The following is a 22,134-nucleotide window of genomic DNA, read 5'->3' on the forward strand; positions in this document are numbered from 1 at the left end:
TCTCCTAACGATATGTATTGATTGAAATTTGTTGATGATATGCGAGATAGGCTTGTTCGGCTAAAGTCGTCATTTCATATTCGCCAGCGTATATAGTGATAGGTGCAATCCATTCGATATAATCTTGAATCAATGATATGAATTGCTGATTATAACTAATGCCACCTGTAAAGATAATTTGGTCGACTTGACCTTTTAAGAGTGCAGCACGCTCACCAATCGCTTTGGCAATTTGAATCGCTAATGCATCAATAAGTTGTTTAATTGTTGAATCTGTATTGTATTGATTCATTAGTGCTTTAAAGTCTGTTGTGCCAGTATACGCCTTGATACCAGATTGGCGTGTTAAATAATCTTTCATATCTGTCACAGTATAGTTGGAATCCTGTGCAAACTGTAGTAACAAGTCATTAGGTATACTACCAGCACGTGTTAATGCCATAGGACCTTCACCATACAATGCTTCATTCACATCAATGACTCGACCTTGGCGATGTGCAGCAATACTGATGCCCCCACCCATGTGTGCGACGATAACATTTACATCTTCATAGTTCTTATGGCTATTTTTCGCATAGCACCTTGCTACAGCTTTATGATTCAATGCATGAAAGATGCTTTTGCGTGAAACATCTGGTAAGCCGGTATATCGAACTTCATCTATTAATTCATCAATTACAACTGGATCTGTTGTATATACTGGGATTTTATAAAGCTTCCCTAGCTGGTAACCAATCATACCACTTAAATTCGATGCATGCAGTCCATAACGACCGTTTTCTAAATCAGTATACATTTTATCGTTTACGGCATATGTTCCCCCAACAATGGGTTTAAGTAAGCCACCTCTACATGCAATGGCGTTAATGGCTGTTAAGTAAATCTGATGTTGTTCGAGTGTCTGTTCAATGCACTTCTGGCGCAACGGTGCCTGTTGTGCTAGTGGTTGACTTAAAAGGAACATGTCATGGACAATGCATTCTTCAAATAAACATTCATTATCTTGATAAATCGCAATTTTACTTGAGGTGCTTCCTAAGTTGAGCACTAAAATTTGGGTCATAAGCACACCTGCTTTCCATCAAAATTTTGATTGTTTTAAGTATATGTCTTTAAAATTTATTTTACAAGAATTTTCATTGCAAGCAAAACTGAGTTTACTTTATTATCCAATGAATCAGCACGAGAAGTCAAAATAATTGGATAGTTTGCCCCTAAAACGGTACTAGCGATACGTGCATGACCAAAATAAGTCAGTGATTTGTATAGAACATTGCCAACATCGAGTTGTGGCACAATAATAGCGTCTGCATCACCTGCTACTGATGAGTGAATCCCTTTTTGGATAGCACTCTTTTTATCAATTACGTTATCGAGTGCGAGCGGACCATCAATGTCGACTGATATGTCTGCATTGTCTGCTACAAATGTTTCTTTAACGCTAGCCGCTTTGACTGAAGAAGTTACTTTTGTTTGGACGTGTTCAGTAGATGACAATAGTGCCACTTTTAAGCTTTGATAACCAAGCTTTGTGGCAAAGATGATGATGTTGCGAATTATTTTCTGCATCGCCTTTTCATCGGGTTCGATGTTCAAGGCGACATCAGAAATAAATAAAGGTTTATGATATGTTGGAATATCACAAAGCGCAACATGGTTCAAAAAGTGATTTCCGTGTGTTCGATTATGTTTTAGAACTGCAGAAAGTAGATGTGCAGTTGGAATATGTCCTTTCATCAATATGTCTGCTACTTGTGCGTCTAAATCTTCTAAACAATGCTTCAATGCGTCGGTCTCTGTTTCAAAGTTGTGCAAAGTGATTCTTGTAAGTATGTCTGGTGATAAATCAAAGGAACGAATGAGCTCTGTGACATCTTGATGGTTATAGAAAGTGAATGTCGCAGAAGTTGTTTCAAGTATACGCTTGACAACGTGAATTGTCGCTTCATTATGTGCACTAACTATTGCGATATTCGGTTGGTGCATCATGTCTTGTGCTAACAACTGATTAAATGACATAGTTATCCCACCTTATGCATTAAATGTTTGATTTTGTTCAATCATTTCATGGGCGCTCTGCTTTGTGAGTTCTGTGACTGTTGCACCAGAAATCATACGTGCAACTTCTTCTACTCGAGCCTCACCTGTTAATTCTTGTACAAATGTTGTCGTTCTATCATCTTTTTGTCGTTTGGAAATGTACAAATGATGGTCTGACATCGAAGCAACTTGAGGCAAGTGAGAGATACAGATGACTTGTATGACATTGGCAATTTGCTTCATCTTTTCTGCCATTTTCTGTGCCGCTTGACCGGATACACCCGAATCGACCTCGTCGAACAAAATAGCAGTTTGTCCACGTGAACGAACAAAAATGCTTTTTAGAGCTAACATAATTCTAGATAGTTCACCGCCACTTGCAATTTTATTTAAGCTTTTTAACGGCTCTCCTTTATTTGGACTGATCAAAAACTCGATATGTTCAATGCCATCTTTTTGTGGCTTATCGTAGGCTCTAAAAGAGATTTCTAAATTCGCATCTTTCATTTGTAAGTTTTGAATTTCTTGAACAATATGATCACGTAATGTTCGCGCTACTTTACGTCGTTCTACAGATAGTTTCTTTCCATCTTGTAGAAGTTTTTCTGATAATTGTTCGATATCTGCACGCAATTGCGCTGTGCTTTCCTCGTAGTTTTCGATTTTATTGATTTCGTCCTCCAGCTTTGTTTGATAACGAATTAAGTCAACGATGTCTTTGCCATACTTGCGTTTTAAATTGTTCAGCAAGTTCATACGTGATTCCAATGCATTCAACATTTGTTCATCGAATTCATTTTGATTCATTTCATCATACAATTGGTGTTTGGCATCTTCAAGTGTATAGTAGAACTGATCAACTTGTTCTTTCAATGATGCGTAGGTATCTGGTAAAATCTGATCAATATGTTGTAGCTGCGTACTTAATTCATGCAAACGATCCGTAATTGCATGTTCATCTGTCAACGTAATATAGGCATTATTCAGAGCCAAACTTAGCTGTTCTGAGTTTTGTATACGTTTAATATCGATTTCGAGCTGTGGTACTTCATCTTCTTGTAGCTTAGCTTCTTTTAACTCTTCTAATTGAAATTTCATCAAGTCTAGTCGTTGTAACAAAGCTTGATCTGCAGATTCCAATTCAGCTAGTTCCGTTAACTTTGCTTGATGTGTAGCATACGTATTCTGATATGTTGTTAATGCAGTATCATAGGCACCATCTGCATAACGATCCAGTAATTCTACATGATACTTTTGTTTTAATAATGACTGTGTTTCGTGTTGACCGTGAATATCCAGTAGCTCCTGCATGACTTGTCGTAAATCATGTAGGGTGACGGTCTGGTTATTAATACGGCAAATACTTTTACCAGAATTAAAAATTTCACGTTTTACGATAAGGAAATCTTCATTTATGTCAATACCTAGCATACTCAGCATACGGATAGCTTCTTGTGCATTATCGATATCAAAGAGCCCTTCGATAATCGCTTTTTTCTCACCATGACGTACAAAGTCAGATGATGCGCGCATACCAATAAGCTGACCTATCGCATCAATGATGATAGATTTACCAGCACCTGTTTCACCACTTAAAACAGTCAAACCATCAGAAAATTGAATATCAAGTTCATCAATAATCGCAAATTGTTTAATTGATAGACTTTGTAACATCTTTATCGCTTCCTTATAACATATTGAATATTTGCGTCTTAATTATGTCTGCGTCATCTTTACTTCGACAAATAATTAAGCATGTATCATCTCCACAAATCGTACCCAAGACTTCTTCCCAATCTATCTGGTCTAAGATTGCGCCGATAGATTGAGCATTGCCTGGTAGTGTCTTTAAGACGAGTAAATTTTCTGTACCATCGATGTTAACGAATGAGTCCATGAGATAACGACCTAATTTCTCTAATGGATGATAGCGTCTATCATTCGGCAGACTATAAATATATTGACCGGACGGTGTTGGTACTTTTATCAATTGCAATTCTTTAATATCACGAGAGACGGTTGCTTGTGTGACATTCATATCAAAATGATTGAGGCGTCTCACGAGTTCGTCTTGTGTTTCGATTTGTTCGTTGGAAATTATTTCTCTGATTTTTATATGTCTTACAGATTTTTTAGGCATATTTTGCACCCCATAACGAATATTTATACATCGATTTTAGCATAAGTTCTTTGATTATCCTACTATCATTCATGTCTGCAAAGATTTTGTTATCTTATCCACGGCAAACCTCGAGCGAAATTGTAGAAGAAGCGGTTAAAGATTGAGCCTTTCTATTAATCCAGCGCTCAGCACTAAAAAGAGAGGTTGGACATTAATTTAATGTCGCAACCTCCATCATATATAAGGCATTTATAGTTTACTGTAAATGTTGTTTCACTGTTTGTTCGATAGATGCTGCATCTAAACCAATATCAGCTAAGATGTGTTCAACATCACCATGTTCAATATAGATATCATCAATACCTAGGCGTTTAATCTTATTATGGTAGTTATTATCTGTTATAAAATTACCAATCTGAGCGCCAAGACCACCGTTCAGCATATTTTCTTCAACTGTAACAATTGGTATTTCAGAAGCACCAAGTTCGTGCAACATGAGGTCATCCATTGGTTTAAGATAACGTGCATTTATCACTGTTGCATTAATACCTTGTTCTGTCAGTGATTTTGCTACTTGTTGAATAGTTGCTACAGTCGGACCATATGCAACTAATGCGACATCTTCACCGTTAGAAAGACGCTCCCAACGACCAATTGGCAACTGTTGACGCTGAGGTGCTATTTCTACACCTAAACCGTTGCCACGTGGATATCTGATGGCAATAGGTCCACGTTCATAATGCATGGCTGTGTAGACCATATCCTTAGCTTCATTTTCATCTTTAGGCATCATCACGATCATATTTGGGAATTGAGTAAGGAAGCCAATATCGTAAATACCTTGATGTGTTTCACCGTCTGCACCAACAAGCCCAGCACGATCAATACCGAATATGACATTTAGATTTTGACGATCAACATCGTGTAATACTTGGTCATAGGCACGCTGTAAAAATGTAGAATAGATGGCAACATATGGTTTCATACCTTCTATTGCAAGACCTGCAGCCATCGTTACAGCATGTTGTTCAGCAATACCTACATCGAAAAATTGTTCAGGTAGTTCTGCTTGAAACTTAGTCAATTTAGAACCAACAGGCATTGCAGGTGTAATAGCTACAACACGTTTGTCATTACGTGCATAGCTCAAAACTTCATCAGACATTAGTTGACTCCATGCTACGCCCTTTGGTTGTCCTTTGATTTGTTCACCTGTGTCTAATTTGTATGGTCCAAGTCCATGCCATGTCCCGATTTTATCATTTTCAGCGGGATGATAACCTTTTCCTTTTTTAGTGACGACATGTATAACAACGGGTTTGTTAATCAAGTCTGCCGTTTTAAGTGCATTTTCAAGCTCTTCAAAATTATGTCCATCAACAGGACCAATATATCGAATACCGAGTTCCTCGAAAAAAACACCGTCAACAACAAGATATTTCAAACTATCTTTAATGCGATCTGCTGATTCACGTATGCGACTTCCTCCTGGCAAGCGACTTAGTACAGTTTCAGCGTCTCCCTTGAGTTTGTTATATCCTTGATTCATACGTATACGACCTAGCATATTATGCATTGCGCCAACATTTGGTGCAATGCTCATTTCATTATCATTTAAAATAATCGTCATGTTAGTACGATCATGTCCAATATTATTTAATGCTTCTAAAGCCATTCCACCAGTTAGTGCCCCATCACCAATTACTGGTACGATTTGATTGTTTTGACCTAATATATCACGAGCTTTTGCCATACCCATGGCAGCAGATAGAGAAGTTGAACTATGCCCAGCTTCCCATACATCATGCTCGGATTCTTTCAATTTTGGGAATCCACATAATCCTTTATATTGTCTTAATGTATCAAATTGATTTGCGCGACCAGTCAAAATTTTGTGAGTATAGCTTTGATGACCAACATCCCAGATGATTTTATCTTTCGGACTGTTATAATGTTTATGCAAAGCAATTGTAAGTTCTACAACGCCCAGATTGGCTCCGATATGCCCACCTGTAACCGCGCAAGTTTCTATTAAAAATTGACGTATATTTTGACTGAGTGATTCAAGTTGTTGCACAGAAAGACTTTTTAAAAATGATGGATCCTGAATCGTACGAATATCCATTTTTTATATCACCCTTTATCTTTATCTCCTACGATTATACCCCATTTATCCAGCGAGATATAGACAAATTAATTTTGACGTTGATAAAAAAGTTTTAACAAATAAGCAAGGTCATCTGTGTTATATGCTTCAGATAAAGATGCTAAAATGCGTTCTGCTTCTTCAACGTGTGTTGCTAAAATATGTTCTGCTTGTGTGTAACCTAATAGCGTAGCATAGGTAGACTTTTCATTGGCATCATCACTACCTGTTTGCTTACCGAGTGCTTCTGTTGTTCCAAAAAGATCGAGTAAATCATCTTTAATCTGAAAAATAATACCCAAATGATTTGCAAATTTGATGAGTTGCTGTTGTGTTTCATTGTCAACATTTGCAATGATTATTGCAGCTTCAATGGCAAAGCGAATAAGTGCACCAGTTTTGTGTAAATGAATCTGTTCTAAAATAGGCAATTCAACGGCTTGTGATTCACTTTGCATATCAAGTGCTTGTCCACCAACCATACCTTGATGCCCACTTGCCTGACTCAAAGCAGTAATGAGTTTAACACGTACTTCCGCTGAGAGTGACGCATCATTACTAATGTATTCAAAAGCCTTAGTTAATAAAGCATCTCCAGCCAAAATAGCCAGCCATTCGCCATATACTTTATGATTTGTTGGTTTGCCTCGACGTAAGTCATCATTATCCATGGCAGGTAAATCATCGTGAATCAGTGAATAGGTGTGAACCATTTCTAATGCAACAGCTGTTTTTAGTCCTTCATGATATTTGTTCGGCTGTAACATATGAAGTGTTGCTAGCAATAATAGAGGACGGACGCGTTTCCCTCCAGCTTGTAATGAATATCGCATGCTTTCTTCAAGCTGTGTATGAAGGGGTGTTTGTTCAATGCTCTGATCAAGTATGTGATTAAATGTAGATAATAACTTATTCAGACTTTGATTCATCAGTTTTCTCAGCCTCTTCTTCAATTAATTTCGACACTTTTTGTTCAGCTTCTTTTAATGTTTTCTCACAAGCTGTTGATAGTGCCATCCCTTTCTGATAGAGTGCTAATGATTCTTCAAGTGACACTGTGTCGTTATCCAATTGTTTCACTATTTCTTCCAATTCATGCATCATCGTTTCAAATGATTGATTATCTGTCGTCATCTTTACACCTTACCTTTTCAATTATTGCATCAACCGTGCCATCTTTCATCGTCACTTTTATGTAATCTCCCTTATGCAAATCATGACTGCTTGTTACAACATCATCATCTTTTTTTACAATGGAATAACCGCGTAGCATTGTTTTCGTCGGACTGAGCGTATCTAGCGCAGTCACTTGCTGTACGAGTGATTGTTTTTTTAGAGCAAGAATTCGGCTGATTTGCTTTTCTAACTGTTCATAAGTTTGCTGAACAGTTAGTTGATTTCTTTTAACTTCATCGTAAAAATAACGCAAACGAAAGCGCTGTTGAATAAGTTCTAACCGTTGTTGCTTTTTCTGAATAATATCTTCCATCGCTGAGTGTAAAAGCCTATCCAAATCATCGCGTTTTTGAATATGTTGTTCATAGAGGAGCGTTGGTTGTTTGAACTTATAATAATCTTGATAACGTGTCAACGCCTGGCGTGCATGCTTTATATATTGCATGATATAACGATTCAAGTAGTTTTGACTTTTACTTAACAATTGATAAAGTTCTTGTTGATCTGGTGTCGCAATCATCGCTGCTTGAGTCGGTGTCGCAGCGCGCACATCTGCAACATAATCACTGAGTGTTGTATCCGTTTCATGACCTACAGCTGAGATGATGGGCGTTTGGCATTCATAAATCGCTTTAACAACTGCTTCCTCATTAAAGCTCCACAAGTCTTCAATCGATCCACCCCCACGACCAACGATAATCGTATCAACACCTAGTGTATCGGCATATTTCAATTTTTCGATGATATCTCCAGCTGCTTGCTGCCCTTGAACTAGCGTACTGATTTTAACAGGCTCAACCAATGGATAGCGGCTTTGTAATGTGTTTAAAATATCACGAATTGCAGCGCCTGTACTTGCCGTGATAATCGCTATCTTTTGAGGATACTTTGGAATCGCCTTTTTGTGGGACGCTTCAAAATAGCCCTCTTTTGTTAACTGTCTCTTTAATTGTTCGAACTTCTGATAAAGATTGCCAACACCATCAAGCTGCATTTTATTGACATAAATTTGATAGCTACCACGACGTTCATAAACAGACACACGCGCTTCCACAATGACTTGATCACCTTCTTTAGGCTGGAAATCAAGTTGGTTTGCTGCTGTTTTAAACATCATGGCATTAATAACGCTATTTTCATCTTTTAATGCAAAATAGAGATGCCCACTACTATGATGCTTAAAGTTGGAAAGCTCTCCTTTGATTAAAACAGATTGAAGATGTGGATCTTGATCAAATTTATATTTAATATATTTGGTTAAAGCTGAGACTGTTAAATATTTTTCCATATTATCACTCTATCTTAGTTAATATTACTCAATACACCGTTAATAAAACGATAATGATCGTCATCAGAGAATTGCTTTGCTAGTTCTACCGCTTCATTAATAATCACTTTTTCTGGTGTATCACTATGCAATAATTCAAAAGTTGCCATTCTTAAAATAATGCGATCTGATTTTAACAATCTTGGAATTGTCCAACCATTAAGGTGTGGCGCAATGGTTGCATCTAATACGGGTTCATGATCTTTGACACCGGAAACAAGCCATTGAATAAAGCCGAAATCTAAATCGGGATAATCATCTTTGATAAAACTGATTGCTTCTTCAATTGTTAATTCAGAGTTTTTCATTTCTAATTGAAATAAAGTTTGAAACGCTTGGCTTCTTGCTTGTTTTCTACTCATTTTCGTGCTCCATTCTGTAAATATTAGCCTTTAGGTTTGCCCATATCGATATGCGTAATATGAACATTAACTTGTTTTGGGGTTAAAGCAGTCATTGTATTAATGGCGCTATGAATAGATTCTTGTACTTTTAATGCTGTATCAGAAATTTTCACGCCATATTTTAGTGAACAAAAGACATTAATAATAATTTCGTTATCTTTTGTTTCAATCTTTACGCCTTTACTCAAACTTTTACGACTAAGACGCTCTAAAGTTGAATTTTTTTTGTCAGAAAACATGCCTTGCACACCTTTGACTTCTGACGCTGCGATACTCGCAATGACAGAAATAACTTCAGGTACAATTTCGACGTTTCCCAAGTTAGGGTTATAATTTTCGATAGATTTTGTCATTATGATTGCCCCTCCGATTTGATTAATTTTCTTCATTCATGACATCATGTAATTCTAAGAACTTAGTATTGAAATAGCCTTGTTGGAAGATGGGATGGTGTAATAAACGAATATGGAATGGAATCGTTGTGTCTATACCCATCACGACAAATTCATTTAAAGCACGTAAACTTGTCATAATTACTTCATCACGAGTGCTACCATGAATGATTAGTTTTGCAACCATTGAATCGTAATGTGGTGGTATGGCGTAATTCATATAACAAGCCGAGTCAATACGAACACCAAATCCACCTGGTGTAAGATATTGCGTAATCATGCCTGGTGAGGGCATAAAGTTTTTATATGGGTTTTCAGCATTAATACGAAACTCCATTGCATGTCCGTTGATGCGAATATCTTCTTGTTTATATGGCAGTTCTTCACCCATAGCAACCTTGAGCTGAAGCTTTAACAAATCTACGCCGGTTACCATTTCTGTGACGGGATGTTCTACTTGGATACGCGTATTCATCTCCATAAAGTAGAAAGCATCATCATCTAAATCATAGATAAATTCAATTGTTCCTGCATTATAATAACCTACAGCTTTGGCAGCACGTACAGCAGCATCGCCCATTTCTTTGCGCATATCAGCGGTCAAAATAGGTGAAGGTGCTTCTTCAACTAACTTTTGCATACGGCGTTGAATCGTACAATCTCGTTCACCCAGATGAATGACATTGCCGTGTTCATCCCCTATGATTTGTATTTCAATATGTCGGAAATTCTCTATATATTTTTCTAAATACAGACCGCCATTGCCAAATGCTGTTTCAGCTTCTTGTTGTGTCATTTTATAACCGTTGATTAAGGCTTCTTCATCACGTGCTATTCGAATGCCTTTTCCACCACCGCCAGCAGTTGCTTTGATAATGACTGGGTAACCAATCTTATTCGCTGTTTCAATAGCATGTTCGATACTAGTTACAAGCCCATCGCTTCCTGGTACAACAGGAACATTTGCACGTTTCATCTCTTCTTTTGCAATATCTTTAATGCCCATTTTTTGGATAGATTGATAGCTTGGGCCAATAAATTTTAGCTGTACGGCTTCACAGAGTTCAGCAAAATCACCATTTTCAGCTAAAAATCCATATCCTGGATGTATGCCATCACAACCAGTAGAAGTTGCAATAGATAAGATGTTCGGAATGTTTAAATAAGAGTCTTTTGATTGCTTAGGTCCAACGCAATACGCTTCATCGGCTAGTTGAGTATGGAGTGCATCTTTATCGCCTTCAGAATAGATCGCTACTGTTTGGATACCTAATTCGTGGCATGCACGTATAATACGCACTGCAATCTCACCACGATTCGCGATTAATACTTTTTTCATCGTTACTTCACCTTAAACAAGGCTTGGCCATACTCAACCATTTGGCCATCTTCAACAAGAATTTCGACAATTTCGCCATTGACTTCAGCTTGAATCTCATTGAATAGCTTCATTGCTTCTAAGATACATACCGTAGTATCAGCAGTCACTTTATCGCCCACTTTCACGTATGGGCTTTCTTCAGGTGATGGCGCTTTGTAGAACGTACCAACCATTGGCGCATTGATAGTTTTTAGATTATCCGTATCAGTAGCTGTATCATTTGTATCAGCAGCTGCAGTTACGCCAGATACGGGACTCGCTTGTGGTACAGGTTGGACAGATGCAGCTGTAACCTGTTGTGTAATAATTTCTTTTTCTTTTTTTAAAGTTATTTTTGACCCTTTATTTTCAATATTAATTTCAGTTAAGCTGGATTGATCAAGAATACTAATTAATTCTTTAATCTCTTTAAAATTCATATTAGTTGCTCCCTCATAAATGATTTCTATCCTATCATTTTACTTGAGGCATAGGGTCAATTCAAGCAAAGTTATAATTGATAGGTGTTAACCAATTGCGGAATGAAGCGATTTTCGAGGGCTTTCCCTGCGTAAATGATTAACGATATATCAATCATTATTGGAGACTTTATAGCTTAATACATCCTATCGTTAACTGCAAAAAATGGGAAAACCAAATAAATATTTGACTCTCCCAGATTCGTAATTATGCACGAGATACGTAACTACCATCAGAAGTATTGATGACTAATACGTCTCCTTCATTAACAAATAATGGTACGTTTAAAGAATAGCCTGTTTCAACTGTTGCAGATTTTGTCGCACCAGTCGCAGTATCCCCTTTAATTCCAGGTTCTGTTTCCGTTACTTCAAGTTCAACTGTTTTCGGTAATTCAACACCGATTGTTTCACCTTCGTATGTTTGAATGTGTACGTCCATATTCGCTTTTAAGAATTTTAATTCATATTCTAAGTATGAAGTTGATAATTCTGTTTGTTCGAATGTTTCGTTGTCCATGAAAATATGGCTATCACCATCAGCGTACAAATATTGCATACGGCGATTTTCAATCATCGCTGGTTCTACTTTTTCACCGGCACGAAATGTTTTTTCTTGAATTGCGCCTGTACGTAAGTTACGTAATTTTGATCTAACAAATGCAGACCCTTTACCTGGTTTTACATGTTGGAATTCTAGAACTTTCCAAATAGCATTGTCTACTGAAATTGTTAATCCTGTTTTAAAATCATTTACAGAAATCATTAAGTTTCCTCCTCAGAATCACTCTTCTTTTAAAATAATAAGGTCTTTTGTTGAATTAGTAAAGCATTGACCGCCATTTTCTTGAATTAAAATATCATCTTCTATGCGGACACCGCCCAGACCATTAACATAGATACCAGGTTCAATGGTTACGATGTGATTAGGTTCTAAAGTATAGGTTGATTTTGGAGAAAGCATTGGTAATTCATGAATATCTAAGCCGATGCCATGTCCCAATGAATGACCAAAGTAATCACCATAGCCCGCTTCAGCAATAATGTCTCGCGCAATCTGATCAATTTCTTTACCAGTCATACCGGCTTGGATACTTGCGACAGCAGTCTTTTGTGCTTTTAGAACAGTCTCGTAAATATGAATCATTTCGTCTGAAGGTTGTCCTACCGCAAATGTTCGCGTGATATCTGAAGCATAACCTTGATAATATGCGCCAAAATCAAGCGTTACCATATCACCAGATTCAATAACCTTATCTGAAGCGACACCATGTGGTAAAGCGCCGCGCTTACCGGAAGCCACAATAGTATCAAATGATGTATCATCTGCTCCTAGGTGCAGCATCTTACTTTCTAAGTGTGCTTTAAGTTCTTTTTCTGTCATACCTGCTTTAGCAACTGTTAATATATATTGATATGCTTCATCGACGATATTTGCAGCTTTTTGAATGGCTGCAATTTCATCTTGATCTTTTACCATTCTGATATGTTCAATCGCTTGGCCAATTGGCTTGAGTGTATGTGAGCCTTGATTTAACGTTACAAAGGTGTCATATGAAACGATATGACCTTCAAAACCAAGTGTAGTCAAGCTGTTTTGTTTGATATATTTCAGCATTGTGTCATATAGGTCCCCTTGTTGCTGAATAATCTCATAGTGTTGTGCTTGCGCTGAGGCTTGTTCAACATAACGAAAATCCGTGAAAAGATATTGTTTTGATGTTGTGATAAGCAATGCCCCGCTAGTTCCCGTGAATCCAGATAAATAGCGGCGATTAAAGTCCGTGAGAACGAGTAACGCATCCAGTTGTTGATCTTTTAAAATTTGTCTAGCCTTTTCAATACGATGTTTCAAAAAAATCCCCTCCTAGAATATTTGTACTTATCTATATGATACCTTAAAATAGTATCTTGTATAGCGTAAAACATCAAAACAGGAGTTTAAAATGAAAAGATTATTATTTTTAAGTTTTGGGTCAGTCATGCTTCTAACAGCTTGTGGTAGTCAAAACTTGTTGCCGTTAGAAGAGCAGAGTACAGAGTTGCAAGAAAAAAACCACGAATTAAAGTTGGAGAATCAATCGTTAAAAAATGAAAATGCTAAAAAAGAAAAACAGTTAGCTGGGTTAGAAAAGGATGCTAAAAACACGAAACAAGCGAATACGAATCATAAGATTGCGAGTTATTATGATGCGTCATCTGAATACTTCAGCACTGTGACGAGTATTATTAATGCCTATCAATCTTTAGATAAAGATATTGTTCAAAATAAAAAAAATAAAGAACTATTAGGCAAACTCGACGCAGTAATTGATGATCACGATGTAGCGGTTGATCAATATCAAGATGCGATTGCAGGATTGGATGTTGTCAAAAAAGATGATAATGTAAAAAAACAACATAAGGAAGTTCAGGGCGTGCAACAAAAAATACACAAATCATTAGAAACGATTAGAAAAGGTTATGCAAATAAAGATGCCACAATGATTAATAAAGGGCGTCATGAACTTGTAAGCATTAAAGTCAAATCCGACGCAGAAACAGATAAATAATGGAGGCTGTTGTTAATGAGTACTTTTCAAAAAATAATATTTACTTTAATCGCACTTGTTGCGTTAATTGGGTTCTTAATGAATCTAGATGCATTTTTGTTTAGTATTATGAATACTATTATCACAATGTTTGTCGTTGTGGGTGTCATCTATCTCATCTATTTCTTTTTCTTTCTTACTGAAGATCAAAGAAAATATAAAAAAGCTGTTTGGAAAAACAAATGGAAATATCGTCGTCGTAAATAAACCAAAAAAAGACAGTACTTGATTAAGAGGAGTGAAACAGGAATCTCATTTGATAAACCTATCCCCACTTCCTAATTGGCGTACTGTCTTTTGTATTTAAATCTTATTTACGATATAAAAATTCGGTTGAACGGTATTTTTCTTCTAATTGTTTGACTTCTGCGAGCTGTGCTTCTGTAAGTTCTAATGGCTTAAAGTCAATATTTAAACCTCGTTGAAATCCTTTTTTAAAAGCAACTTCCATTTGCTCTAACGTGATATATTTATCAGATAAGTCATTAATTGCAATAGCCTTCTCTACAAAAGCTGCTTTCATTTTATCTTTCAAGCGATCATTTTTAAAAATAAACATATCAAACAAGTCATCAATATCCACGTCTTGAAGAATTGAGCCATGTTGTAAAATAACGCCCTTTTGTCGTGTTTGAGCACTCCCAGCAATCTTTTTGCCTTCTACAACAAGTTCGTACCAGCTCGGCGCATCAAAACAAACAGAACTACGTGGTTGTTTGAGTTTTTCGCGTTCTTCTTTAGAGCGTGGAATCGCAAAATATGCATCAAATCCTAATGCTTTGAACCCTTCCAACAGACCAGATGAAATGACACGGTATGCTTCTGTAACAGTTGTCGGCATGTCTGGATGTGACTCTGGCACGATAACGCTGTATGTAAGTTCTTTATCATGTAGAACGCCACGCCCGCCAGTTTGTCTTCTGACTAGGCCATAGCCTTTTTCTTTGACTTTATCAATATCTATTTCTTTCGTTAAGCGCTGAAAATAGCCTATAGAGAGTGTTGGGGGGGACCAAGTGTAGAAGCGGACAACTGGATCGATCTCCCCTCTTGAGACGAAATTGAGCAACGCTTCATCTAACGCCATATTATAGTATGGATCATGACTGCCTGTATGTATAAAATGCCAAGTTTCTGTCACAATAATTGCCTCCAAATTCATTTGAAAAAATTATCAGTTTTACAGTTGTTATCTTAACATAAAAATTTTGATAATTTATCTTATCAGTCTTATAATAATAATATCGGTATTTGAGGGAGGATGCAAGATGAGTCATACAGCAGTAACAATATTAATTATATTAGCTGCACTAATTATTTGGATGGTCATTCAATATATTCTAAATAAACGAGCAGTTAAGGAATTAAACCAAGATGAATTTCAACAAGGATTGCGTAAGGCGCAGGTTATTGATTTACGTGAAAAGGCAGACTATGATTATGGGCATATTATAGGTGCAAGAAATATTCCAATGACTGTTTTTCGCCAACGCTATCAAGGGTTGAGAAAAGATCAACCTATCTATTTGGTCGATGCAAACGGTATCGCAAGCTATAGAGCAGCGAGAACGCTCAAGCGTAAAGGTTACAGTGAGTTATTTATGCTTAAAGGTGGCTATAAAAAATGGACAGGTAAAGTGAAGTCCAAAAAATAAAAGTTTTACATTTTTATGGTGGGATGACGTAATGAGTCATTCTGCCTTTTTTAGTATTTGAAAAGACCATAATCACTATGGACTGCGCGCAAAATGAAGGCGGCCATTTCAACTAGCTGGAACTACTTATAAATGAAACTAGACATCTATCTTTATCTTTCCACCATAGAAGTTGTACAGCCATAAAAAACCTAACGTGTCAGCTTTATTGCTGCTAATACGTTAGGTTTTTGTTCATATCACTAATTATTCTTTTTCAGCTTTTAATCCTTCAAATTTTAAGACAGGTTTACGTGCGGCTGTAGTTTCATCTAAGCGGTCAATGACTGTTGTATGTGGTGCTTCAAGGACGATATCTGGATTTTCTTCTGCTTCTTTAGCGATTTGGATTAATGCGTCGCAGAAATAATCTAACGTTTCTTTAGATTCTGTTTCTGTCGGCTCAATCATCATACCTTCTTCAACAATAAGTGGGAAGTATACAGTTGGTGGATGTACGCCAAAGTCTAACAGGCGCTTAGCCATATCAAGTGTACGCACACCTAATTTTTTCTGCTTTGTACCACTTAATACAAACTCATGCTTACAATATTGATCAAATGGGATGACGAATGTTTCTTTCAAACGCGCTTTCATATAGTTCGCATTAAGTACAGCTGCTTCCGATACTTCTTTCAGACCTTCATAGCCCATTGAACGAATGTATGTGTAGGCACGTAAGTAAATACCAAAGTTACCGTAGAATGGTTTTACGCGCCCAATAGAGTTTTCTATTGAATTATCATATTCAAATGTATCGCCATTTTTAATTACAAGTGGTTTTGGTAAAAATTCGCGTAATGCTTTTTTTACACCAATAGGACCTGAACCTGGGCCACCACCACCATGAGGTCCTGTGAATGTTTTGTGCAAGTTTAAATGAACGGCATCGAATCCCATATCGCCAGGACGTACTTTATCCATAATCGCATTTAAATTTGCGCCATCATAGTATAAGAGACCACCAGCTTCATGAACGATATCACGAATTTCCATAATATTTGTTTCAAAAATACCTAATGTATTCGGGTTTGTTAGCATGATTGCAGCTGTTTTGTCACTCACTAATTCTTTCAAGTGATCGATGTCTACTTCGCCTTTTTCATTAGATTTTACTGTAACGACATTGAAACCAGCAAACACCGCAGACGCAGGGTTTGTACCGTGCGCTGAGTCTGGCACGATAACCTCATTACGTTGTGTATCGCCATTTTTAATATGATATGCTTTGAAAATCATTAATGCAGTCCATTCCCCGTGTGCGCCGGCAGCAGGTTGCAATGAGATTTCATCCATACCAGTAATTTCTTTAAGTTCTTCTTGTAATGAGTAGATAATTTCTAAAGAACCTTGTGCTTGATCCACTTCTTGTAAAGGATGAGATTCAGTAAATCCGGCAATACGTGCTACTTTCTCATTGATTTTAGGATTGTATTTCATCGTACAAGAGCCGAGTGGATAGAAACCAGAGTCCACACCAAAGTTTTTATTCGAAAGCTCTGTATAATGTCTTACAAGATCAAGCTCTGATACTTCAGGGAATTCAGCTTTATTTTTACGGATAAACTTATCATCGAGTAATTTTTGTGCAACGCCATTGTTAATTTCTTTTTTAGGTAATGAATAGGCATAGCGACCAGCTTTTGAACGTTCAAAAATTAATGGGCTTGATTTACTAACCATTAAGTTCACCTGCTTTCTCTACAAAATAATCAATTTCTGCTTTCGTACGTAATTCTGTTACAGCAACGAGCATGTGATTCTCAAATGATGCATCAACGACACTCAAATCAAAACCACCAATGATGTTGAACGCTAGTAACTGCTTATTGATATCAGAAATAGGTTGATTGAACTTTACGACGAACTCATTGTATGAAATACCGTCTAAGACTTCGAATCCACGTGCTTTAAATTGATCTTTTGCATAGTTGGCATTTTCCATATTTTGTTCAGCGATTTCTTGCAGGCCTTGTTTACCTAACGCAGACATAGCGATAGATGAAGCGAGTGCATTTAACGCTTGGTTTGAACAAATGTTTGATGTTGCTGTTTCACGACGGATATGTTGTTCGCGAGCTTGTAACGTTAATACGAAGCCTCGGTTGCCTTCATCATCTTGTGTTTGACCGACAAGGCGACCTGGTACTTTACGCATTAATTTTTTCGTTGTTGCGAAATAACCGCAGTGAGGACCGCCAAATTGTGACGGAATACCAAAGACTTGTGTATCCCCGACAACGATATCTGCACCAAATTCTCCAGGTGGCGTTAATAAGCCAAGTGCGAGTGGGTTAGCGTATACAATGAATAATGCTTTTGTTCCTTCAATATAAGATTTAATTTTCTCTAAATCTTCAATAGAACCGAAGAAGTTAGGATACTGTACAGCCACTGCAGCAGTATCATCATCGATTGCTGCTTGTAACTTTTCTAAGTCAGTAATCGTGCCATCAAGGTCTACCTCTACAACTTCGTATTGCTCACGTATGTTTGAGTACGTATGTAGTACTTGTAATGCTTGATAATGTAGCCCTTTTGAAACAACAATTTTATTCTTTTTCGTTTTACCCCACGCTAATAAACACGCTTCAGCAAAACTTGTCATACCATCATACATTGATGAGTTTGCGACATCCATACCAGTTAATTCACAAATCATTGTTTGGAATTCAAAAATAGCTTGTAACTCCCCTTGTGAAATTTCTGGTTGATATGGTGTATAGGCTGTATAAAATTCTGAACGAGAAATCATGGCATCAACTACTGAAGGTGCATAGTGATCATATACCCCTGCGCCTAAAAAACTTGTGTGAGTTTCCTTTGTAATATTTTTACTTGCAACTTGATTTAAACGCTTTAATAATTGAGTTTCTGATTCCGCATCAGCGATATCTAAATTTCGGTCTAACAAGACATTTTGAGGAACATCACTGAATAACTCTTGTATAGAATCGACACCAATTGTTTCTAACATTTGTTTTTCATCTTTTTCAGTTAATGGAATATAACGATGACTCAATGCCTTCACCCCTTATTTTTCTATTTGATTTTTCTTAACAATTTGTGCTTTCACTTGACGTTTTCTAACTTGAATAACAACTTCTTTGCCCATTTCAAAAGCGTCACGTTGAATCAGACCTAAACCAATCGCATGACCTGTTGATGGTGATTGCGTACCTGAAGTGACAACCCCAATTTCATTGCCGTCAGTATCTAAAATTGGATAACCTGTGCGAGGAATGCCTTTGTCAATCATTCTAAGACCAACAGTTCGTCTAGGTGCGCCATTTTCTTTATGGTCTTTGAGTACAGCTTTTCCAATGAAGTCTGCATCGATTAGAGGTTTTGCTGCAAATGCAACGCCCCCTTCATATGGCGTAATGTCTTCAGATAAATCTTGACCGTGTAATGGTAAGCCGGCTTCTAATCTCAATGTGTCACGTGCGCCTAGACCACACGGTGTCACATCATGTTGTAAAAATGATTTCCAAAGTGCAACGACATCTTCACTTGCACAGTAGATTTCAAAGCCATCTTCACCTGTATATCCAGATTGAGATAAGATAACATTTTTACCAAATACAGTAACATCTTGTTTGAATTCAAACATACGCATTTCGCTTACGTCAACATCTGTACTTTCTTGAACAATTTTACGAGCCTCTGGACCTTGAATAGCCAATTGACCATATTCAGAAGATACATTCGTAACCTTAGCGTTGAAATTTGAAGTGTGTTCAACAATCCAATTAAAATCTTTTTCGGTATTCGCTGCATTCACAACGAGCAAGACTTTATGGTCATTTAGTTTGTATGCAACAAGGTCATCAATCACGCCACCTTGTTCGTTACATAGACATGTATACTGTGCTTTATCTTCCGTAAGTAAATCGGTATCATTTGAGAGTACATATTGAACTAATTCTAGTGCTTGCTCCCCTTCAATTAGAATTTCACCCATATGACTGACATCAAATAAGCCTACTTTAGAACGTACTGCATTATGTTCTTCTTTAATACTTGAGAATTGTACAGGCATTGCCCAGCCACCAAACTCTACAATTTTTGCACCTGCATCAACATATTCTTGATACAATGGTGTTTGCTTTAATTCTTGTGTCATAACATACCCTCCTATAAATAATAAAACAGAGACGTATTCCGATTACAAAATACGTCCCTGTTGAAATCCCTTCAGGAATGCGTCACAATATTATCCTTTTGCCTGAGAGTTTCATAATGACAACATTATTTGCTCCTTCGGCGATGACACATAGCCATTCTCTCTAATATTGATCATTCGCAAACAATACATTTTCAATTTCACTAAGTGTCTGTGTAAGCGTTTCCTTTGTTGTTATCTTAATGAATGCGATTTCATTATATCGTGAAAGACGCGATGAATACAAGTGTTTTACTGCGCGCGCATCTTTACTTTTGACATTTGGTCGATTGCTATCATTTTTAATACGCTGATATAAATCTGGAAAGGGTGCATCTAACCATATAATATCAGCATCGACTGTTTTTAAGAAGTTAAATGTTTGATCAAAAGAAATGATACCGCCGCCGGTTGCGATAATATCATAGTTTTTCAAGGCTTGTTTTAAATATTGAAATTCATACAATCGAAATCCCAGTTCTCCATCTTGTTCGAATATTTCAGGGATAGTTCTCTTTTCACACTTGCTAATATACTGGTCTAAGTCAATAAAACTACACTGATTGCGCTTGCTCAGTGCTTGACCAACTGTAGACTTTCCAGCACCCATAAAGCCAATTAGTAGGACGGGGCGTTTTTTAATTTTCACTGTGTCACCTCTTTTGAAGATAGAGAAACTTCTATTTCATTTTGATAATAATCTGAAAGTGCATGTAATGTATTTAATTTTAAGCTATAAATGCTGATAAAGAAAGTGATGAATAAAATATATGCACTAAAAATGATAAATAGAAGTGGTAAAGTAAAAGCATTTTTAGACAATAAAACTTTTTTCAATCCATTTATCTCCTACCTTTACTAGAATATCTATTTTTATATTTTTGCGTCCAACTTTTGTAAAATTCACGTTTCTCACTTGATTTAATACCGTTATATTCCCTTTGTAATTGACCTGTTTAATTAGTTTTAAATTGCGAAGACGATAGGTATATACTGCATTATTTTGTCTGATTTCTAAGTAATGGTTTGTGACATTTACATTTCTGACACGTGAATCATGTAGTGTTGATCCAATTTCTTTCGCCATTAATTCTTGTATATATGTCTGGTCTTCTAAAAATGCATGACGAAAATTAGTTAACGATAGAATGAGAATGGGAAGCAATAATAAAATAAGAAGTTGGATATAAAGGGATAGTAGAGATTCAATCATGGTAAACCCGTGCTGATTGATGACAATATGTTTTGTTGTTTTGTATGTTCGTAATACAAATGTTTTGATGTGTGTGATTAATGACATAACGATCAAATTGCATTCGTCCTTCTAAAGTATTTTCTTTTAAATAAAAATACAATGTGCGCTTAAGATCTAATTCGTCTATATTGTCTTGATAGGTTAACGCTAGTTGATGTAAAAGTGGTAATGTTGAAAAACTGAGTAATGATACTAAGAAAAAAGCAAAAAGTGCTTCTAATAAAGTATAAGCAGAACGATTCATTGCTTTATGATACGATACCTCCCTTGTTCAATGTGAAATATAATTGAAAAATGCTGTGATCCGTATTTAAAATTGAGCTTTCCAAATTTCATAATCTCTCCTGTACGGTTAAAAGCGATGTAATTTAGATTGCTAGTTGGTTCTAGTTGCAAAGGATTGAGAGAAATAATACGGTTCTCCCGTTCGTTTTGTATCTCAATTCGCATTGTATTACTTCCAGAGCGAAATGCGATGAGCACAGTTTTCTTTTTCTTGATTGCTAACGCTTGATAATAATCAATTTTACTCGTTAAAAGCGTGATTTGATCATCGATATTTTGTGGTGTATAGAGCTTGATTGGGTTTGTGACTGTGATAAAGAGCATTATTGAAATAATAGCTAAAACGATCAACATTTCAACAAGTGTAAAACCGCTTCTATGATGCAACTGCTTCACCATTTCTTATCGTAATGGTTTCACCAGATTTACAATTTTTCTGGTTTTCTTTAATGTAACCTTCTGACACTAGATTATCGATGGAATCAGGCTTGTGATTGAATTTTAATGTATAAGCTTCGATTTGACTATCTACAAGACGTATTTGTGCTTTGCATCCCGTTTGTTGAATATAATCAGATTGCTTTGCGATATTAGGAATAATAAGAATCAATAAGACACTGATAATTAGTAAGACGAGTAACATTTCAATCAGTGTAAATGCCTTGTTTTGACGCAATTTGACTAATAATTGTTTCATT

26 protein-coding genes and 1 riboswitch are annotated in these 22,134 nt (G+C 36.6%); of the genes, 3 read left to right on the forward strand and 23 right to left on the reverse strand.

What is annotated here, in order from left to right:
* Nucleotides 1–4 precede the first annotated feature (4 nt).
* The 14 genes from buk to NXS11_RS01240 all read right to left on the reverse strand — a co-directional run bounded on the left by buk (nt 5) and on the right by NXS11_RS01240 (nt 13,301).
* On the reverse strand, nt 5–1,063 hold the full coding sequence (buk, locus tag NXS11_RS01175; protein WP_259197945.1) for a butyrate kinase: 1,059 nt from the start codon (nt 1,061–1,063) through the stop codon (nt 5–7).
* A gap of 56 nt (nt 1,064–1,119) precedes the next feature.
* Entirely contained in the window at nt 1,120–2,019 is a 900-nt protein-coding gene (locus tag NXS11_RS01180; RefSeq protein ID WP_259197946.1) for a phosphate acyltransferase, read from the reverse strand.
* 12 nt (nt 2,020–2,031) lie between these two features.
* Nucleotides 2,032–3,714 carry a DNA repair protein RecN gene (gene recN / locus NXS11_RS01185; RefSeq protein WP_259197948.1) on the reverse strand — a complete coding sequence of 561 codons (1,683 nt, stop codon included), beginning with the start codon at nt 3,712–3,714 and terminating at the stop codon, nt 2,032–2,034.
* Nucleotides 3,715–3,727: 13 nt separating this feature from the next.
* Complete coding sequence (gene ahrC, locus NXS11_RS01190) at nt 3,728–4,180, reverse strand: transcriptional regulator AhrC/ArgR (RefSeq protein ID WP_259197951.1); 453 nt, start codon at nt 4,178–4,180, stop codon at nt 3,728–3,730.
* Between the two features lie 238 nt (nt 4,181–4,418).
* Nucleotides 4,419–6,287, reverse strand: a complete 1,869-nt coding sequence (gene dxs / locus NXS11_RS01195; RefSeq protein ID WP_259197953.1) for a 1-deoxy-D-xylulose-5-phosphate synthase — start codon at nt 6,285–6,287, stop codon at nt 4,419–4,421.
* Nucleotides 6,288–6,355: 68 nt separating this feature from the next.
* Entirely contained in the window at nt 6,356–7,237 is an 882-nt protein-coding gene (locus tag NXS11_RS01200; RefSeq protein WP_259197955.1) for a polyprenyl synthetase family protein, read from the reverse strand.
* Nucleotides 7,218–7,442, reverse strand: coding sequence for an exodeoxyribonuclease VII small subunit (locus NXS11_RS01205; RefSeq protein ID WP_259197957.1), 225 nt, complete (start codon nt 7,440–7,442; stop codon nt 7,218–7,220). Before NXS11_RS01205 ends, NXS11_RS01200 begins: the two co-directional genes overlap by 20 nt.
* Nucleotides 7,429–8,772 (reverse strand): exodeoxyribonuclease VII large subunit, encoded by a 1,344-nt coding sequence (xseA, locus tag NXS11_RS01210; protein WP_259197959.1) that lies wholly within the window; start codon nt 8,770–8,772, stop codon nt 7,429–7,431. The genes NXS11_RS01205 and xseA overlap by 14 nt, the downstream gene beginning before the upstream one ends.
* Nucleotides 8,773–8,786: 14 nt before the next feature.
* A complete protein-coding gene (gene nusB / locus NXS11_RS01215) occupies nt 8,787–9,173 on the reverse strand; it encodes a transcription antitermination factor NusB (protein WP_259197961.1) in 387 nt (128 codons plus the stop codon).
* 23 nt (nt 9,174–9,196) lie between these two features.
* The gene (locus tag NXS11_RS01220) at nt 9,197–9,568 is read right to left on the reverse strand and encodes an Asp23/Gls24 family envelope stress response protein (protein WP_259197964.1); all 372 of its coding nucleotides are present in this window, start codon (nt 9,566–9,568) and stop codon (nt 9,197–9,199) included.
* Between the two features lie 22 nt (nt 9,569–9,590).
* On the reverse strand, nt 9,591–10,946 hold the full coding sequence (gene accC, locus NXS11_RS01225) for an acetyl-CoA carboxylase biotin carboxylase subunit (RefSeq protein ID WP_259197966.1): 1,356 nt from the start codon (nt 10,944–10,946) through the stop codon (nt 9,591–9,593).
* 2 nt (nt 10,947–10,948) lie between these two features.
* Nucleotides 10,949–11,407, reverse strand: a complete 459-nt coding sequence (accB, locus tag NXS11_RS01230; protein ID WP_259197968.1) for an acetyl-CoA carboxylase biotin carboxyl carrier protein — start codon at nt 11,405–11,407, stop codon at nt 10,949–10,951.
* 247 nt (nt 11,408–11,654) lie between these two features.
* Nucleotides 11,655–12,212, reverse strand: coding sequence for an elongation factor P (gene efp / locus NXS11_RS01235; RefSeq protein ID WP_259197970.1), 558 nt, complete (start codon nt 12,210–12,212; stop codon nt 11,655–11,657).
* 18 nt (nt 12,213–12,230) lie between these two features.
* Nucleotides 12,231–13,301, reverse strand: a complete 1,071-nt coding sequence (locus NXS11_RS01240; RefSeq protein ID WP_259197972.1) for a M24 family metallopeptidase — start codon at nt 13,299–13,301, stop codon at nt 12,231–12,233.
* A gap of 91 nt (nt 13,302–13,392) precedes the next feature.
* Between NXS11_RS01240 and NXS11_RS01245 the strand changes: the two genes are divergently transcribed.
* A complete protein-coding gene (locus tag NXS11_RS01245) occupies nt 13,393–13,998 on the forward strand; it encodes a hypothetical protein (protein WP_259197973.1) in 606 nt (201 codons plus the stop codon).
* A gap of 15 nt (nt 13,999–14,013) precedes the next feature.
* Nucleotides 14,014–14,244: an SA1362 family protein gene (locus tag NXS11_RS01250; RefSeq protein WP_259197974.1), complete on the forward strand. Its 231-nt coding sequence runs from the start codon at nt 14,014–14,016 to the stop codon at nt 14,242–14,244.
* 103 nt (nt 14,245–14,347) lie between these two features.
* Here the strand turns inward: NXS11_RS01250 and lipM are convergent, their stop codons facing one another.
* The gene (gene lipM / locus NXS11_RS01255; protein ID WP_259197976.1) at nt 14,348–15,178 is read right to left on the reverse strand and encodes an octanoyltransferase LipM; all 831 of its coding nucleotides are present in this window, start codon (nt 15,176–15,178) and stop codon (nt 14,348–14,350) included.
* Nucleotides 15,179–15,305: 127 nt separating this feature from the next.
* Between lipM and NXS11_RS01260 the strand changes: the two genes are divergently transcribed.
* Entirely contained in the window at nt 15,306–15,692 is a 387-nt protein-coding gene (locus NXS11_RS01260; RefSeq protein ID WP_259197979.1) for a rhodanese-like domain-containing protein, read from the forward strand.
* A 246-nt stretch (nt 15,693–15,938) separates the two neighbouring features.
* On the opposite strand, the gene gcvPB is transcribed toward NXS11_RS01260, so the two are convergent.
* The 8 genes from gcvPB to comGC form a co-directional block, all read right to left on the reverse strand.
* On the reverse strand, nt 15,939–17,414 hold the full coding sequence (gene gcvPB / locus NXS11_RS01265) for an aminomethyl-transferring glycine dehydrogenase subunit GcvPB (RefSeq protein ID WP_259197980.1): 1,476 nt from the start codon (nt 17,412–17,414) through the stop codon (nt 15,939–15,941).
* Nucleotides 17,407–18,753, reverse strand: a complete 1,347-nt coding sequence (gene gcvPA, locus NXS11_RS01270) for an aminomethyl-transferring glycine dehydrogenase subunit GcvPA (protein ID WP_259197981.1) — start codon at nt 18,751–18,753, stop codon at nt 17,407–17,409. Before gcvPA ends, gcvPB begins: the two co-directional genes overlap by 8 nt.
* Before the next feature lie 12 nt (nt 18,754–18,765).
* Nucleotides 18,766–19,857 (reverse strand): glycine cleavage system aminomethyltransferase GcvT, encoded by a 1,092-nt coding sequence (gcvT, locus tag NXS11_RS01275; RefSeq protein WP_259197982.1) that lies wholly within the window; start codon nt 19,855–19,857, stop codon nt 18,766–18,768.
* Nucleotides 19,858–19,937: 80 nt separating this feature from the next.
* A riboswitch (glycine riboswitch) is annotated at nt 19,938–20,034 on the reverse strand.
* A complete protein-coding gene (locus tag NXS11_RS01280) occupies nt 20,021–20,545 on the reverse strand; it encodes a shikimate kinase (RefSeq protein WP_259197983.1) in 525 nt (174 codons plus the stop codon). It overlaps the preceding riboswitch by 14 nt.
* A gap of 165 nt (nt 20,546–20,710) precedes the next feature.
* Nucleotides 20,711–20,983: a competence type IV pilus minor pilin ComGF gene (locus tag NXS11_RS01285; protein ID WP_259197984.1), complete on the reverse strand. Its 273-nt coding sequence runs from the start codon at nt 20,981–20,983 to the stop codon at nt 20,711–20,713.
* A gap of 118 nt (nt 20,984–21,101) precedes the next feature.
* The gene (locus NXS11_RS01290) at nt 21,102–21,395 is read right to left on the reverse strand and encodes a hypothetical protein (protein ID WP_259197985.1); all 294 of its coding nucleotides are present in this window, start codon (nt 21,393–21,395) and stop codon (nt 21,102–21,104) included.
* Nucleotides 21,392–21,835 (reverse strand): competence type IV pilus minor pilin ComGD, encoded by a 444-nt coding sequence (gene comGD, locus NXS11_RS01295; protein WP_259197986.1) that lies wholly within the window; start codon nt 21,833–21,835, stop codon nt 21,392–21,394. The genes NXS11_RS01290 and comGD overlap by 4 nt, the downstream gene beginning before the upstream one ends.
* The gene (gene comGC, locus NXS11_RS01300) at nt 21,813–22,133 is read right to left on the reverse strand and encodes a competence type IV pilus major pilin ComGC (protein WP_259197987.1); all 321 of its coding nucleotides are present in this window, start codon (nt 22,131–22,133) and stop codon (nt 21,813–21,815) included. Before comGC ends, comGD begins: the two co-directional genes overlap by 23 nt.
* Nucleotide 22,134: the final 1 nt, after the last annotated feature.

This window comes from Staphylococcus americanisciuri, from assembly GCF_024814435.1.
Classification (GTDB): domain Bacteria; phylum Bacillota; class Bacilli; order Staphylococcales; family Staphylococcaceae; genus Staphylococcus; species Staphylococcus americanisciuri.